At 45.2% G+C, this 15,946-nt stretch carries 11 protein-coding genes; 7 read left to right on the top strand and 4 right to left on the bottom strand.

The window, feature by feature from the left end; all coding sequences use genetic code 11:
- The first annotated feature begins 310 nt into the window (after positions 1–310).
- The 5 genes from pyrH (at position 311) to P5683_RS09370 (ending at position 6,016) form a co-directional block, all read left to right on the top strand.
- The gene (gene pyrH / locus P5683_RS09390; protein WP_006670118.1) at positions 311–1,039 is read left to right on the top strand and encodes a UMP kinase; all 729 of its coding nucleotides are present in this window, start codon (positions 311–313) and stop codon (positions 1,037–1,039) included.
- On the top strand, positions 1,026–1,574 hold the full coding sequence (gene frr / locus P5683_RS09385; protein WP_035759499.1) for a ribosome recycling factor: 549 nt from the start codon (positions 1,026–1,028) through the stop codon (positions 1,572–1,574). The genes pyrH and frr overlap by 14 nt, the downstream gene beginning before the upstream one ends.
- Positions 1,575–1,653: 79 nt before the next feature.
- Positions 1,654–2,745: a geranylgeranyl reductase family protein gene (locus P5683_RS09380; RefSeq protein ID WP_046319457.1), complete on the top strand. Its 1,092-nt coding sequence runs from the start codon at positions 1,654–1,656 to the stop codon at positions 2,743–2,745.
- Between the two features lie 583 nt (positions 2,746–3,328).
- A complete protein-coding gene (locus P5683_RS09375; protein WP_006625206.1) occupies positions 3,329–5,632 on the top strand; it encodes an ATP-binding protein in 2,304 nt (767 codons plus the stop codon).
- A gap of 36 nt (positions 5,633–5,668) precedes the next feature.
- Positions 5,669–6,016, top strand: coding sequence for a c-type cytochrome (locus tag P5683_RS09370; RefSeq protein ID WP_006625205.1), 348 nt, complete (start codon positions 5,669–5,671; stop codon positions 6,014–6,016).
- 14 nt (positions 6,017–6,030) lie between these two features.
- Here the strand turns inward: P5683_RS09370 and P5683_RS09365 are convergent, their stop codons facing one another.
- The 4 genes from P5683_RS09365 to P5683_RS09350 all read right to left on the bottom strand — a co-directional run bounded on the left by P5683_RS09365 (position 6,031) and on the right by P5683_RS09350 (position 11,171).
- Positions 6,031–7,329, bottom strand: a complete 1,299-nt coding sequence (locus P5683_RS09365; protein WP_315639749.1) for a TldD/PmbA family protein — start codon at positions 7,327–7,329, stop codon at positions 6,031–6,033.
- Between the two features lie 97 nt (positions 7,330–7,426).
- A complete protein-coding gene (gene hetR, locus P5683_RS09360) occupies positions 7,427–8,329 on the bottom strand; it encodes a heterocyst differentiation master regulator HetR (protein WP_008051392.1) in 903 nt (300 codons plus the stop codon).
- 459 nt (positions 8,330–8,788) lie between these two features.
- Positions 8,789–9,052, bottom strand: a complete 264-nt coding sequence (gene patX / locus P5683_RS09355) for a heterocyst-inhibiting protein PatX (protein WP_006670113.1) — start codon at positions 9,050–9,052, stop codon at positions 8,789–8,791.
- A gap of 310 nt (positions 9,053–9,362) precedes the next feature.
- A complete protein-coding gene (locus tag P5683_RS09350) occupies positions 9,363–11,171 on the bottom strand; it encodes an FAD-dependent oxidoreductase (protein WP_006670112.1) in 1,809 nt (602 codons plus the stop codon).
- Positions 11,172–11,252: 81 nt separating this feature from the next.
- Here P5683_RS09350 and P5683_RS09345 point away from each other — a divergent pair, with 81 nt between their 5' ends.
- Both P5683_RS09345 and P5683_RS09340 read left to right on the top strand, forming a co-directional pair.
- Complete coding sequence (locus P5683_RS09345) at positions 11,253–12,815, top strand: SLBB domain-containing protein (protein ID WP_315639748.1); 1,563 nt, start codon at positions 11,253–11,255, stop codon at positions 12,813–12,815.
- 55 nt (positions 12,816–12,870) lie between these two features.
- The gene (locus P5683_RS09340) at positions 12,871–15,099 is read left to right on the top strand and encodes a polysaccharide biosynthesis tyrosine autokinase (RefSeq protein WP_315641840.1); all 2,229 of its coding nucleotides are present in this window, start codon (positions 12,871–12,873) and stop codon (positions 15,097–15,099) included.
- The last annotated feature ends 847 nt before the right edge of the window (positions 15,100–15,946 follow it).

Below are 15,946 nucleotides of genomic sequence, written 5' to 3'. Positions count from 1 at the left end.
GGCATCCCTATTTCACTCCTAAACGTCTCGCACGCATGATTGGATTTTACCATGAATCCGACTTGATGAGTATGTCGTCAGGGAAATTTGGCATGGTCTGGGGTTTGACCGTATACTCATTATTGAGTTGCGAATCTTTTGAGGTATTGTACCTTATTGTCCTAAGATGTCAAGCAAATCTTGGATTAAATTCTGGCTCTCACAAAAAACCTGAGATTAATAACAGCTTTCTGGTATCTTGAATTGGGACCGAACCTTATATCTGCGTAATCCGTAGATGGGATATAGCCATTGTCAATAGGGGATCTAAATGGGGACAAAATATAAACGGATCTTACTGAAACTCAGCGGTGAAGCCCTTATGGGTAGCCTGGGATATGGCATAGACCCGATTGTGGTTCAGGAAATCGCCCAGGAAGTTGCTGATGTGGTCAATAAAGGGGTGCAGGTAGCCATTGTGGTGGGCGGCGGTAATATCTTCCGAGGAATGAAAGCGGCTTCTGCGGGAATGGATAGGGCAACCGCAGACTATGTGGGTATGATTGCTACAGTGATGAATGCGATCACCTTACAAGATGCCCTAGAACAAATAGGTGTGCCGACTCGTGTACAAACGGCGATCGCTATGCAGGAAGTGGCTGAACCCTACATCCGCCGCAAAGCTATTCGCCATTTGGAACTAAACCGGGTGGTGATTTTTGGGGCGGGTTCGGGTAATCCGTTTTTTACCACGGACACCACAGCCGCACTGCGGGCGGCGGAAATTGACGCAGAGGTGATTTTTAAAGCCACTAAGGTAGATGGAATTTATGATTGTGACCCGGCAGTTAATCCTGATGCTCGTCGCTATAATACTCTTACCTATGGCTATGTGCTGACCCATGACCTACGGGTGATGGATAGTACGGCGATCGCCCTGTGCAAAGAAAATAATCTTCCTATTATTGTATTTAACCTGACTGAGCGTGGCAATATTGGCCGGGCTGTGGTCGGTGAAACTGTTGGAACTTATGTCGGAGGTTCTTGTGAAGTTAGCTGATGTTGAAAACCTGATGAAAAAAGCCTTAGAATCTACGGGGCGATCTTTTAATACGATTCGAACCGGACGGGCTAATGCTTCCCTATTAGACCGGATTACCGTAGAATACTACGGGAGTCCGACTCCTCTTAAATCTTTGGCAAGTATCAGCACTCCTGATGCTTCGACTATTACTATTCAACCTTTCGATCGCAATTCTCTTAACAACATTGAGAAAGCTATTTCTATGTCAGACGTGGGACTGACACCTAATAACGATGGCTCAGTTGTACGTCTGAATATTCCGCCGCTGACGGAAGCACGCCGCCAAGAATTTGTCAAACTTGCCGGAAAATATGCCGAAGAAGGCCGGGTCTCAGTTCGTAATATCCGCCGAGATGCGATCGACTCCGTTCGCAAACAAGAAAAAAACGGGGATATCTCCGAGGATGAATCCCGCGATATTCAAGACAAAATTCAAAAACTCACCGATAAATACACAGCCAAGGTCGATGAACTACTCGAAGCCAAAGAAAAGGATATTATGACCGTCTGATGTATTCTCTTGGGGGTTCATCCCCCAAAACCACCCGCAACCCCCCCTTGATGTAAACAAAGGTTAATCACGGAAATTTATGTTTGACTGTATCATTGTTGGAGCTGGTCCCGCTGGTGGGGCGGCGGCTTATCATCTCGCTAAACGCGGGCGCAATCCTCTGGTGGTCGAAAAAAACTCCTGGCCGCGAAATAAACCCTGTGGTGGTGGGGTTTCTCCGGCGATCGCCGCCTGGTTTGATTTTGATTTTACTCCCGCCATATCCACTACTGTTGATAAAATCCGTTACACTTTCAAACTGGCTGACCCCGCCGAAACTGCTATATCAAAACCTATGTGGATGGTCCGCCGAGATGTGTTTGATGCTTTCCTTATCCAGCAGGCTCAAGATCAAGGCGCTAGTTTCCAACCTAATACGGAAGTTACTGCTATTGAGTTTAAAGGCGACAGTTGGCAATTAACTACTGCTAATGGTGAAACCCTCACAGGTCGATATCTGATTGCAGCAGATGGCGCAAAAGGCTCTGTGGCTTCATGGTTACGCCTCAAACAGTCTAATCCCCGACTGGCTATGGTCACGGAAGCTACTCAATTATCAGATGTGCCAACTTTTGAATTTGGTATGGTGAAAAATGGCAGTCTGTGGGGGTTTCCCAAGGCTGATGGTTACACGGTTAGCACTACTACTTTCCGGGGAAAAGAACCTAAAAATTTGAGCCAAGATTTGAGCCAATACCTGAAAGCCTTGGGGCTAAATCCTAATTCCCCTATTGTTGAACATCCTTTGCGACTTTGGGATGGCGATCGCACCCTTCATAGTCAAAATGCTCTCATCGCCGGAGAGGCTGCTAGTATTGTTGACCCCCTCTCTGGGGAAGGTATCCGCCCCGCTATTTTGACCGGTATCAAAGCCGCAGAGGCGATCGATATGGCGATCGGTGGTGACCAAAGCGCACTCGAAAAATATACCCAAATTATCCGAACCGAATGGGGCGTAGATATGGTTTGGGCTTCACGGTTGGCTGGTGTCTTCTACAGTTTCCCTGGTATTGGTTACAAGGCGGCGGTTAAAGTTCCTGCTGCTACTGAGTTGATGACTAAAATCCTCTCTGGCGACCTTCGCTATGGTGATGTGGCTGGTCGCGCTATCAAGAAATTGAGTCCTTTCTGATTTTCACCCGGAATCAGTTTTGTTGATTTAGGGGTTGTGCTAAACCCCCACAAGTCTCTCCCAGGGGGCTTATTTTCAAAAAAAAAATTTTTCGCCGCCCCCCGCCCTAAGGGTTGACAAGCACCGGGAACTAATGGTAGTATATTGATGTACAGTTAAATAATGAAAATTTAGCCACAAATAACAAAATTGTCACTATTCCCATTATCTAAAAGTATACCAGAAGCCGACCAAAAAGACAAGCACCCCCCAGCAAAAAAATTTTCCGCAACAAAACTTAACAATTTGTTACAATACTTAACATAACCCTAATCATAGAGTTATCGATTGTGGATGATTGAGATTAAGGTGAAATAATGAAGTTCCCTGGCCAGGTATTGGATGGGAATCTCTCATTGTTTTGTTAGAATAACTACAATCGACATATCGTAGTAGCCACCAATGTTCTGAAAAGAGCAGCAATTTTAAATCACCAAAGCAGACTAAATATCTGTGAAAAATAGTAAAACCTAATTTAGCATTGTAGTTAAATAGAGAGAATCTCAACGGGATTCTGGAAACTGCCTCCCCAATCAGGAAACTTATGTACACTGTGGACACTGCACAAGACCTTAAATCTCAACTTGATCATCAAGTTTTGCTACGTCGAATCATTAGTAGGATTCGGCAATCACTAGAACTTCCAGAAATTCTGAAAGCCACAGTGGCGGAAGTCCGTTCATTTTTAGGAACAGACCGGATTATGATCTATAGATTTGATCAAGATGCGAGTGGTGAAGTGGTGGCGGAGTCGATTTATGACGATCGCCTTCCTTCTTTGCTAGGGTTGCATTTTCCGGCGGATGATATTCCCCAAGAAGCACGCGATCGCTATGTAAAACTTCGGCAGCGAACCATAGTTAATGTCCACTCTGGAACCATAAGTATAAGTCCCCTAGACTCTCCAGAAACGGGGGAACCGCTACCGACGACAGAAATAAAATCGAGATCTGTAGACCCTTGTCATATCAGTTATCTGACGGCGATGGGAGTGCAGTCTTCGGTAGTTGTACCGATTCTGTACTCGGGGCAAAACCATGATAAATCCCGATCTGGTCAGTTTTCAACCTCATCAAATCAATTGTGGGGGTTATTGGTTTCTCACCACTCTGAGCCCCGGGAAACTTCCCCATTAGAATTGCAGATTTTGCAATTAGTTGTCGATCAGATGACCATAGCCATTGGTCAAGCTGATATGCTGGCTAAAACCCGTAAACAGGCGATGTTAGAAGCTACTATTAATAAGGTAGCTTCTCTCCTGCATGAACAGCCGACGATTCAGTTACAAGCGGCTTTAGAGGCGACTGTGGAGGACTTCCAAGGTTCAGGAGGGCGACTATATATCCAATCTCATCCTGAAAAGACCCCGGAGGTGTTTTATTGTGGTGAACAGCCGACGATGCCTTCATGGGAAACCAAATCAATCATGGAAGAACATCCCCTCTGGCAAAAGTGGCTCAGAGAGGGGTTTAAGTGTAACAGTGGTAGGCGATCGCTTGATAGTTGTAGGGGGAATATTTGGGCGATTACAGATTTATATAGAGAATCAGAACTGCGAATTTTTACCCCAGCTTTTCAAGCTACGGCCATTCGGGGTTTGTTAGTATTTCCGATTCAATACCGCCATAATAACCTGGGATGTCTAACTATTTTTCGTAATGAAATTGACACAGAAACCATCTGGGCGGGACGTTTTGATCCTAGTTTAAAACAAATGATGCCCAGACAATCATTTGAAGTGTGGCGGGAGTTCAAACAAGGTCAAGCCCAACCTTGGACAGCGGATGAAATCAGCTTAGGTCAAGCATTAGGGAAACATTTTTCCATGGCTATTCAACAATATATGCTGTATCGAGAGGTTCAAGAATTAAACAGTACCCTAGAAAAACAGGTACAGCAGCGGACTATTGAACTCAAAAGGTCTTTAGATAATGAACAAGCGAAAACGGAACAGTTAGAAAAGACTCTGGATGAACTGAAACGTACCCAAAGCCAACTTATTCAAACGGAAAAAATGTCAGGTCTGGGTCAGTTGGTGGCTGGAGTCGCTCACGAAATTAATAATCCGATTAACTTTATTTTTGGGAATTTAAGCTATGTGAACGAGTATAGCGATAGTTTACTTAAACTCATCCTCCTTTACCATCAATACTATCCCGAAAGACACCCGGAGATTGAAAGCTATGAAACGGAAATCGAATTAGATTTTCTTCAGGAAGACTTACCGAAAATTCTGGCATCAATGCAGATAGGATCCCAAAGAATTCGCCAACTGGTGTTATCTCTGCGTAATTTTTCCCGTCTTGAGCAAGCCGATCGCAAATCAGTTGATATTCACGAGGGTATTGATAGCACTCTGTTAATTCTGCAACATCGTCTGAAGCCTAGACCTCATCATCCCACCATTGAAATCGTGAAAAATTATGGTGATATTCCGCCTGTAGAATGCTATGCGGGATTACTTAATCAGGTGTTTATGAATATGCTAAGTAATGCGATAGATGCTATGGAATCTCATATTAAAGAACATCCAGAGGATAATTTTTCACCCCAAATCATGATTAGCACTGCTTTAATTCCTGATATCGATAATGGTAAAAATTGCTTGCAAATTTCCATAGCTGATAACGGTCCGGGAATCCCGTCAAATATTCAATCTCATATCTTTGACCCTTTCTTTACGACTAAACCGGTAGGATTAGGTACAGGTTTAGGTTTGTCTATCAGCTATCAAATTGTGGTAGAAAAACACCAAGGTAAAATCAACTGTTGTTCAGAACCTGGTCAAGGTACAGAGTTTAGGATTACCATTCCGGCTTATAATATACCTACAACCGAGTCTAAGTAAGTCTCAGGAATACGAGAAAGCGATTAACAAAAATTGATGATCATGAGAAATCTGTTAACTATTTTACTGCTGAGTGTTAGTTTATTGTGGGGTTGTTGGACACCAAAGGCGATCGCAGATAATCTGAATATTGAGAAGGGGGGGGAAATTTTTAGCGTCCACTGTGTGGGCTGTCATGCTGGTGGTGGTAACATTATTAGGCGGGGTAAAAATCTGAAACAGCGGGCTCTCCAACGGAATGGCTACGACTCAATAGAGGCGATCGCAGAAATTGTGGCTAATGGTAAAAGCAATATGTCGGCTTATTCTGACCGTCTGAGTGTCTCGGAAATTCAACAGGTCGCCGCCTATGTCTTAGACCAAGCCGAGAAAAATTGGCGTTAATCAAATGTTGATGATTAACTTCTGGCGGTAACAGATAACCCTTCGACAATCAGAGATGGAGTATAAATGGAACCATTCCAGTTACCATCTCCTCCCACACTAACCACTTGTTTTAAGGCGGTGTAGACATTTCCGGAAACCATGGTATTTTTAACCCGACCGACAACCTGACCATTTTCAATGCGATATCCCAGATCGACATTAACGGAAAATTCCCCAGTAATTCCGGCACCAGATCCTAACATCTGATCAATAATTAGACCGTGGTCTAGCTGTTTAATTAAGTCTTGCATAGAGTCGCGTCCCGGTTCAATTAACAAATTGAATAATCCGGGGATGGGATAACTATTTAAATCAGCTCGAAACCCGTTCCCTGTGGTGCCACTACCGAGGGTGCGCCCAGTGGTTAAATCAGTATAAAATAGCTTGAGTATGCCATCTTGAATAAAGACAATGGGGCGAGTGGGGATTCCCTCATCATCAAAGGGGCAGCTAAACGGCCCTAGGGCGGGTTTCTGAGAGAGGGTAAGGGAGGTAGACACAACTTGAGTTCCGAGGCGATCGCTCCACGGAGAAGACCCTTCTAGGACTTGTTTACCATTGAGGGCGGCGGAAACTGTACCCCATAACATATCTGCCGCTTTAGCGGTAAATAAAATGGGGACACGCCCAACCAAGGGGGATGCGTTTTCCCTAGCCCATTCCAGCCGTTGAAGAATGCGTTGGCTCAATAACTGTGGTTCAAGGCTACCCCGTTGAGTCTGACCGTCGGAAATGTAGAGAAAATCACTGTCGCGCACCCATTCGGTTTCTAAATAAGCGCTGAGGGTTGTATCGGTGTGGCTACAATCAAGACCTCTGGAATTAATCAGGCGGGTTGATTCTACTTCACAATCCCATTCTCCCGAACAGATAATATCTGGGTGGATATCTCGAATGCAGCCAATAGTCTCTTTTCCCCAAGCCATAAGCTGTTCTACTTCCATAGAATTTCCGATCGCCGGATAGTGATTTAGGGAACTACCATCAGCTATGGTAATAGTCTCGGGGTCATTAAGGGCTGATAGGGCGATCGCTCGCTCCACTAATTTTTGAGGGGGTACTGCACCGTGGGCGACAGCCAATCCGGGGCGGCCATCGCGCCACAATCGCAGAACAATTCCCTCTGATTCAATGCGTTCGATTTGTTTGAGTCGGTTAGCTTCAAAAAAGAGGGGGCGAGCTTGGGACCTAGCTCGGAATACCTCCGCCACTTCGGCTCCGGCTTTTGCCGCCAACTCCAGAAGCTGTTCGGCTATCTGGTCCTGGGTCATGGATGGTCGATTCTGCCATAGCTTTCACATCGTTACATCCTACCCTGTGGCGAGCCATAAAAAACGGCTATTTTCCAGAGAGATTACCAAAGGGGGGTTAATCGGTCTCCTGGGGTCCAAAGACCATTTGCAGGACCATGGGTTCACCTCCGATCTCATGATAGCGATCGGCCCACTGGCGAATAATCTCATCTAACTCTTCTAAAGCCGACTCAATGCGATCGCTCGGAATATCCAATTCTTCCAAAACCCGCATTACCTTGGGCTGACGTTCCGCCCAGTCCTTCATTAAACGGAAATACCTCGCCGTATCTTCCACCATAATATAGGTCCGTTCTTCCTGATCTTCGGGAGAATAGGAAGCCCGGGTCAGAGCATAGAAAGGCATCCCCCAAGGAGAATCTATTTTCGTCACCGTGCCAGAGTAGATCAAGCGCCGTTTAATATGTTCTGTTAAGGCTTCACTTAATGGCATCCGTCTACTAGGTTCGATGTCTTCTTGGGAACGTCTGTGAAGAAACTCGATCAATTCCATAAACTGAAAAGAATTGATCAATTGAGCGTCGGGTAAATACTTGGGTAAACGACTTTCAATTACCCGTTTTTCATCTTGAGTTAAGCTCGTGCCGGGGACTCTGGCTTTTCCCGGTTGCCAGGGGTACTGTTCTAACCACACATAGGGAAACTGAATCAGATAACGGGGTTCCGTAGAACCCAACATTTTTAAGAGCTTCCCTTCCGTCAGGGCTTCCCGCACTTCCTCAACAATCACTTTCACCCGTTTGGGTTCAATATGATGTAGGTGTCCAGTCATGCGGAGGTTTTCACCCTGCTCCATATAAGTTGTATAGATAGCACATTTGGCCGCAGTTGCCGCCGCATCTAAAAAAGCCCCATGTCTATGCCCACTGGTTCTCATGGCGCTAAAAGCCAAATAAAGCATGATCTGATCCATGGCGCTGGGGCTAAGGCTTTTGATCAGATCTGTATCTTTTTTCATGATAATCCCTGGAATTTCATAAATAATATATGGGATGAATGGTATCATCCCCATTAGTGAGAATGGGTGATATTACCCAGATCTATTGCTGAGTAAATAAATAAACGACTGGAGACCGCGCAGTTTCTATCCCTGATGCTAGTATGGGTCTGCCACGGGGACTTATGACCGGGCGCAACCTATTTGATTAGACAACTGACCTGGCCTTTCCTCAATTGGTAATATAGTAGTTTGGATGCACCCTCGGCACTCAGGGCTTTCCAATTGAGATGAGTTTGATTGAGATATCGTTATTATACACACAAAACCGCCCAACATCCATAAACTAATGGAAATGTTCGGCAGTTGTGGTCTTTATAGATTGGTTGTATTTGTTGACAAATGCTCGGATTTATGTTCTAAAATTTATTGGGGCTAAAACATGACACTAGAAGGGGATTTTTGTACCGGAATCATCAGTCATTGATTAGCTCTGCCACTGCCACGATGGGGAAACAGGGATTCTGATGGAGATGTTTGCTCGAATGTCTCAGCAAATCCCCGTCGGGGTGTTCCTTGCCAGGGACTGCGGGAGCCATGATGCTCCGTTTGCGCTGAGAGCATATATTGGTTAGTCATGGATTCTAATTGCTGTCTGCTTGGTCTTATTTCCATAGCTTGGGCGGCACTGCTCATGCCTAACAACAGCAACATAGAAAAGCCAAATGTAGGGTTGAGTTTCATAGAAATGTCCGTATTAAAGCGTCCATTTCCTGATACCAACCCAATAGGCCTACATCAGGATAATCTCAAGGATAATCTGATAATTTTTTCCTTCAGCCCTACAATACTTGACTTGTGGCGCTGGCATCTACCGCTGGGGGTTGACAGTTTTCGGACGGTAGTGGTATTATTAAGATAGTACAGATTAATTTGGGAATATGTAGGCAAAAAATAAAATTGTTAATATTCCCATTATTACATATAATACCACAGGGCGATCGCTTTTGTCAACCCCCCCAGTCATAAAAGGCGATTTTTTTTGTTACAAAACTTAACATAACTCTTTGATGACTTCGACAAGTAGCCAGCGACCGGCGGAGTTGTGTCGTCCCCAAACGGTGATGGGGGTAGCGGTAGGTATGGTTTGTAATTGTTGATTAATGTGTGGGTGGAGGGTAACGAGACTCAATACCTGACCGAGGAGTGAGTGAGGTTGAGAGAGGGTGAGGGAATATTCGTGGTCTGGGTGGCGGTGAAATTGTCCGCTAAATTCTGATAATGAGGGTGATATTAATTGTGTCGGGTGGGGGTCGGGTGGGGGAACTTCACCAGTTATGGGATAGGCTTGTGGGTGGTCTAAATAGTATTGTTGCCATTTGAGCCAATCGGCGCGATCGCCTGTAAGGTTAAACAGGGGAATAATGGCGGCGGGGGCTATGGGGTCGGTTAATAGTGCTTGTTGAAGCGATCGCACTGATAGCATTCGGGGAGATATGCGCTGTTGGACAGATAAAGCCGCAGCCATTCCCGCCGCCTGTCCGATACCCAAAACCACAGGTTGTAGACGGGTAGCGCCATTAGCGATATGGGAAACGGAAATATTTTTCTCAGCCACAATTAAGCCCTCTGTAGTTTCTGGAATTAGGGTACGATAGGGGATAGTAAAGGGGGTTCCCGTCCAGCGACCTCCCCAGCGTAAGAGTTTAAGTTTAACTGGTAGTAACCCGGCGCTGTAGTGGTGATCATTGGGATAGTTACCAATGGCGATCGCCTCACATTGTCCATTGTGGTCTATAGGTAAGGCGGCGACGCGACTTCCTGAGACAGGTAAAATATGATTTTCTGTAATCGTTTGGACTCCACACAGACGGCGACTTTCTCGGTAGTAGGGATGAATAGCAAAAGCGCCAAGTTGCTGAGGAGTTAAGCCTAGGTCAGTTTTCCAAGCTGACATGGTATGGGGAAATATGCTCTCAGCCAAGCCGTAGCGCCTTCCTAGGTGCTGTTGAATGAAGGCGGCGAAGTTCAGACTATGCTGTAGACTTTCCCGCCAGAATGCCTGTTTTTGTGGCGCTGAAGCAATCAAACGATCCAATCCTACCCCGTAATCATTGCCTTTATGGGGCCAGTTTATCATCATTAACCCCCCAGGTAGGCGACCATAGTTGAGGAATTGTTGGGGGTCGTAGCCATCCCAAGCGCCCTGAAATTTGCTAAAATCGGCTTCTGGGGTAGGTTTAATGGCTGGGGCTTGTGTTTCGCCAAAATCCTGTAATAATACTACCCAGGTGGGGTCTTGTACTGGACAATTATCGGTAAATTGGCTAGATTGAATTGGGGCGCTAGGTTCTTGCCATTGCTGTTGCCATTCCCAACCCCAGCGATAGGGAATTTCACCTTGAGCTAAAATATCTCCTAATTCTGTGGCATCAATGGTAACCTGGGCATTAATGGTAAAATCTGGGAATCTCACCCCAGTAATGCGATCGCCTTTCCGCAATACTTCTAGGGGTGCATATCCAGAAATCCAATGTAGATTTTTTTGAGATTTTACCCAGTCTGACCAAATTTGCGCGCCTATGCGGGGGTCATAATTAAAAAAACTAACCCATCCCCAGTCTAAACCCGTGGGTTGTTTTTGTCTAAGTTCTCTTAAAAAAGCACCCCATAGACCCGTCTGAAAGGCTACTAATTCGTTCCCGTCTGGTGCAGCTACTCCGGCGGAGGTTAACATTCCTCCTAACCAGGAAAATTCACTCACTAAAATAGTATTAGCCCCACCACGGGCGCTCTGGAGGGCGGCGGCAGTTCCCCCAGCACCTCCACCAACCACTAAAACATCTGTTTGCAATTGTTCCATCAATCTCGGCAATTGTCAATCACAGAATATAGTTATAACACAATTCGGCGATTCTGAAAATAGGCGGATAATTTTATTGAAATGGATAATATCATCAAACATAATCAAATTCTCAAAAACGGGCTGATTTATACAACCCAAAAAATATGTTTTTTCGGATTAACAGTCAACTGTGTGGGGTTAACATGGCTGTTGATGTCTCTCCCGGCTGGGGGGGAGTTTTTACCACCGCCACCAATGCCGACAATTAATCATGGTAATAATGGGGCTAACAATTGGTCTCCTCTGGTGGTGGGGGAATATATTTTAGGGGCGGGTGATACCATAGAAATTGATATTTTCAATGTTCCCGAATATAGTGGCGAAAGAGGTCGTCATCAGGTGTCAGTAGATGGAAGTTTAAACCTCCCGTTAATTGGGAGAGTGACGGTTCAGGGAATGACAATTGATCAAGTTTCGGAACTGCTGAAAGAACGATATGGGGAATATTTACAACGACCACTGATTACGGTAAAATTATTAGATAGGAGACCTGTTCAAGTAGCGATCGCTGGGGAAGTTAAGAGACCCGGTTCTTATATGGTATCGGGTAATTCCCAGAGTCAAAATATGGGAGGTGTTTCTAATGCTGCTACTGTGACAGGTGTTTTGCGAATGGCGGGGGGAATAACTACTAGCGCCGATATTCGCCAGGTAAAAATCCGTCGTCCTGGGGGGGGAGGTGAGGAAACTATTGTTAATCTTGATTTGTGGGAACTTCTCCAAAATGGTGACCTGAGTCAAGATCTAGCCCTGAGAGATGGAGATAGGATATATATTCCGACTGTTACAAATATTAATCGCCACGAAGCGCGTCAGTTGTCTAGTGCTAATTTTGCTAGTAATGCTGACGGACCGATTAATGTGGCGGTGGTGGGGGAGGTGAACCGACCAGGAACCCATATCCTTAGCATTGACACCATGGCTGGGACTGAGGGGGAAAATGTATCGGAGTGGCGAGGTATAGTTGGAGTTGATCCGGTTGGGGTGTATACAGTCACCAGGGCTATTAAAGCGGCGGGGGGAATTACACCGGAAGCAAATATTCGAGAAATTCAGGTGCGGCGCATTAGTCGTACAGGGACGGAACAAACTGTTATGGTTGACCTATGGAAACTTCTACAAGAGGGAGATCTCCAGGAGGATATTGCTTTACAAGGGGGGGATACAATTATTGTGCCTAAAGGGGGGACTGTAGATGCTACAGTTTCTGGTAATGTGGCAACAGCTAGTTTTTCTCCGGGTATAATGCGTGTTAGTGTGGTGGGGGAGGTTCTACAACCTGGGGCGATTAGTCTACCCCCCAACAGTTCCCTAAACCAGGTGATTCTGGCGGCGGGAGGTCTGAAACGGGGTCAGGCTGACTCCAATAGGGTAGAACTCATCCGTATATCCCCGGATGGGACTGTTTCCCGAAGGGTGATCTCGGTTAATCTATCGGATGATGTGAATGAGGCTAATAATCCGGTCCTGAGAAATAACGATGTAGTTATGGTGAACCGTTCAGGGGGTGCGGCTTTTCGGGAGGGAATGGGTACGGTTTTTAATACCTTAAATCCGATTAGTAATGTTTTGGGGTTGATGAGGTTTATAAGTATCTTTTAAGCAAAATTCATTTTCTGGTTATTTAGCACACGCAAAAATCGGGGAGTAAGGTAAGATGAAAAAGGCTAGACGTTCCCAGTTATCGATGATTTATACCCGGAGTTCATCGGCGGAGGGTATGGGATTTTCTCCCTGGTATCGCGGAGATTTGGAAGCGAGAAATGTTGAGATTGTTGGGGCTAAACCGAGGGGAATGTTGGCGAAAATTGCGGATCTGTTTTGTCGTCGCTGGTTGGTGGTTGTGGGGGTGGCTGCGACAACAGTGACGGGGGTTTATTGGTGGACGGTTGAACAATTACCTGAGTATAGAGGGACGTTTCAACTGTTAATAAGTTCCTCAGATGAACTGGGGGGGTTAGACGAAGCATCTCAGTTGACAATGCTACAGAGTCCCCAGGTTATGGCTGATATTTTGGAGAATATTCAAAGTCGCTATCCCCAGGTTGATTATCGGTTTCTGTTTAATGATAAATCTCCGGGTCGGTTGGAATTGCGAATGCTGGAAGGGACTAAGATTTTGGAGGTGAGTTATCAAGATAGTGAACCGCAAAAGATCCAGTTTATTCTGGAGGCGATCGCTTCGGGATATCTGGAATATCATCAAGGGTTACAACGTCCGTCGGAAAACAGCCAAAAGCTGGAGATGATTAATCAAAAAATTAATCCCCTAGTTACCCAGGTGAATAACCTCAAACGAGAAATTGTGAATCTCCAGCAGGAGCATCTGATGATTACGCCGGAAGTTACCAGCCGCCAAATAAGCGATCGCTTAGGGATGATAGAAACCGAAAGACTACAAACCCAAACCCAACTCCAAGAGGAAAAGTCTCGGTATTTAACTCTACAACAACAACTAGGACTCGACCCCCAACAGGCGATGATGGCTTCGGCTTTAACAAATTCTCCTCGCTATCAAACCCTCCTACAAAAACTCTTAGCGGTGGAAACCGAGGTAGCTGTAGAGTCGGCTAGGTTTAAGGAAGCATCCCCGCAAATTCAATCTTTATTAGACCAACGCAATCATTTATTACCATTACTCCAAGAAGAGGCGGTGCGGGTTTTGGGTCAAGACTTAACTACTGTAGACCCCAGTATTTTAAGTCACCAAGACTCCCTGCGAATGGGATTAATTCAGCAGATGATGGTAGCAGCACATCAGATAGAAATGCTACAGGTACGCGATCGCGTTTTACAAACAGCAGCGACCAGTTTACAAGAATACTCTCAAAGTTTACCGGAAGTCATCCGGCGCTACAGAGACTTAAATCAGCAGTTAGAAACCGCTACCACCCGACTAAATGACTTATCGGATCGCCAGGCGGAATTAGAATTAACTATAGAACCGCCTGTTAGATCCTGGCAATTAATCGCCCCCCCCATGATTCCTCGCCAAAGATCCGGACAACTGGAGACGGTTTCGCCGAATATTCCCCTAAATCTAGCTTTGGGAGGATTGGCGGGTTTAGGCTTGGGAATGATTATAGCTCAATTGGTCGATCGCCTTAATAATGTGTTCCACAACAGCGAAGAAATAGCGGAGAATACCCCCATTCCGCTGTTAGGGGTAATTCCAGCCAGCGATGATGCTTTGATGCTTCCGGCTAATTCTCGGTTGACTGGGGAGACCGATGTTCTACCAAATTTGTCGATGGTCCCCTGTGGGATATTTCACGAGGCTTTTCGATCGCTTACGGCTAATTTACGCCACTTGGCTACGGAATCACCCATCAACTCCTGTGTGATTAGTTCCGCACGACCTGCAGATGGTAAGTCTACTGTAGCCCTAAATTTAGCGATTGGGGCGGCGGCGATGGGTCAGCGGGTGTTATTGGTAGATGCTGATTTGCGTAACCCCCGTATTCATTCGATGTTGGGGGTGTCTAATTTACAGGGTCTCAGTGATGCGATCGCTGGTAATCTGGAGATCGAGACTTTGATTAGGCGATCGCCATCGGATGAAAATCTGTTTATTTTAACTTCCGGTCCTCTACCTGTTGACCCGACTCGAATGCTGGCTTCTGCGCGAATGCAGGAGGTTATGGCTCAACTGCGCCAACAGTTTGATTTAATTGTCTATGATACTGCTCCCCTGTTGGGTTTGGCTGATGCTAATTTACTCGCCTCCCACACTAATGGGTTGATGATGGTGGTCGGGTTGGGAAAAACTGACCGATCAGCTTTTAATCTGGCTCTGCGAGAGTTGGAAATGGCTGGAGTTCCCGTTTTGGGTATGGTTGCTAATGGCGATCGTCAGGAAACTAATTATTATTACAGTCAACGCTGAAGTTGAACTACCCGGAAAATGTCGTCTATGCACAAAATGTCGTTTTTGTCAATACCCCCCCAAATGGCCCCCTGATTTTACCCAAAAACTCGTGAATCGCAAATTTAATTTTTTCGGCAGAGAATAAGTTTAAGTGCGATAGAATGCGGGTTGTAGCCTCTATTTTTGAATCAAGGCATAGTAACCCCTTGGGTGCGATTTATTTGAGGATACCACAACCCCTATAATCTCGTCAACTATTTGCGAGGGATTTTCAACAAAATTGTAACAATTCTTAACAATATTTTGCGATTCAAATTTATCTTCCCAGACAAATTAGGAAAACTTATGCTATGGACAGGATTTTGATAAGTATCTTCACGGTTGTAGACTATCATCAACGGAGTGTAAATTAACCGTAAAAGAAGCGCGATTTTTCGCTAGAATATGCGATCGCAGAGTTAAGCATTAATTGAGTAGCTTCTTCAGCAGGTAAAGCCTTAGAAAACAAATTATTATTTATTACCGTCAACGCTGAAGTTGAACTACCCGGAAAATGTCGTCTATGCACAAAATGTCGTTTTTGTCAATACCCCCCCAAATGGCCCCCTGATTTTACCCAAAAACTCGTGAATCGCAAATTTAATTTTTTCGGCAGAGAATAAGTTTAAGTGCGATAGAATGCGGGTTGTAGCCTCTATTTTTGAATCAAGGCATAGTAACCCCTTGGGTGCGATTTATTTGAGGATACCACAACCCCTATAATCTCGTCAACTATTTGCGAGGGATTTTCAACAAAATTGTAACAATTCTTAACAATATTTTGCGATTCAAATTTATCTTCCCAGACAAATTAGGAAAACTTATG

It is taken from the genome of Limnospira sp. PMC 1279.21 (assembly GCF_032349615.1).
Taxonomy (GTDB): Bacteria; Cyanobacteriota; Cyanobacteriia; order Cyanobacteriales; family Microcoleaceae; genus Limnospira; species Limnospira fusiformis.
The sequence above is the reverse complement of the archived record's forward strand: the minus strand, read 5'-3'. Positions and strand labels throughout refer to the sequence as shown.

Bases quoted from the DNA above. Each gene is read 5' to 3' on its own strand.
- hetR (WP_008051392.1), bottom strand. From the start codon at position 8,329: ATGAAAAAAGATACAGATCTGATCAAAAGCCTTAGCCCCAGCGCCATG.
- patX (WP_006670113.1), bottom strand. From the start codon at position 9,052: ATGAAACTCAACCCTACATTTGGCTTTTCTATGTTGCTGTTGTTAGGC.
- pyrH (WP_006670118.1), top strand. From the start codon at position 311: ATGGGGACAAAATATAAACGGATCTTACTGAAACTCAGCGGTGAAGCC.
- P5683_RS09340 (WP_315641840.1), top strand. From the start codon at position 12,871: ATGAAAAAGGCTAGACGTTCCCAGTTATCGATGATTTATACCCGGAGT.
- P5683_RS09365 (WP_315639749.1), bottom strand. From the start codon at position 7,329: ATGACCCAGGACCAGATAGCCGAACAGCTTCTGGAGTTGGCGGCAAAA.
- P5683_RS09350 (WP_006670112.1), bottom strand. From the start codon at position 11,171: ATGGAACAATTGCAAACAGATGTTTTAGTGGTTGGTGGAGGTGCTGGG.
- P5683_RS09345 (WP_315639748.1), top strand. From the start codon at position 11,253: ATGGATAATATCATCAAACATAATCAAATTCTCAAAAACGGGCTGATT.
- P5683_RS09380 (WP_046319457.1), top strand. From the start codon at position 1,654: ATGTTTGACTGTATCATTGTTGGAGCTGGTCCCGCTGGTGGGGCGGCG.
- P5683_RS09375 (WP_006625206.1), top strand. From the start codon at position 3,329: ATGTACACTGTGGACACTGCACAAGACCTTAAATCTCAACTTGATCAT.
- P5683_RS09370 (WP_006625205.1), top strand. From the start codon at position 5,669: ATGATCATGAGAAATCTGTTAACTATTTTACTGCTGAGTGTTAGTTTA.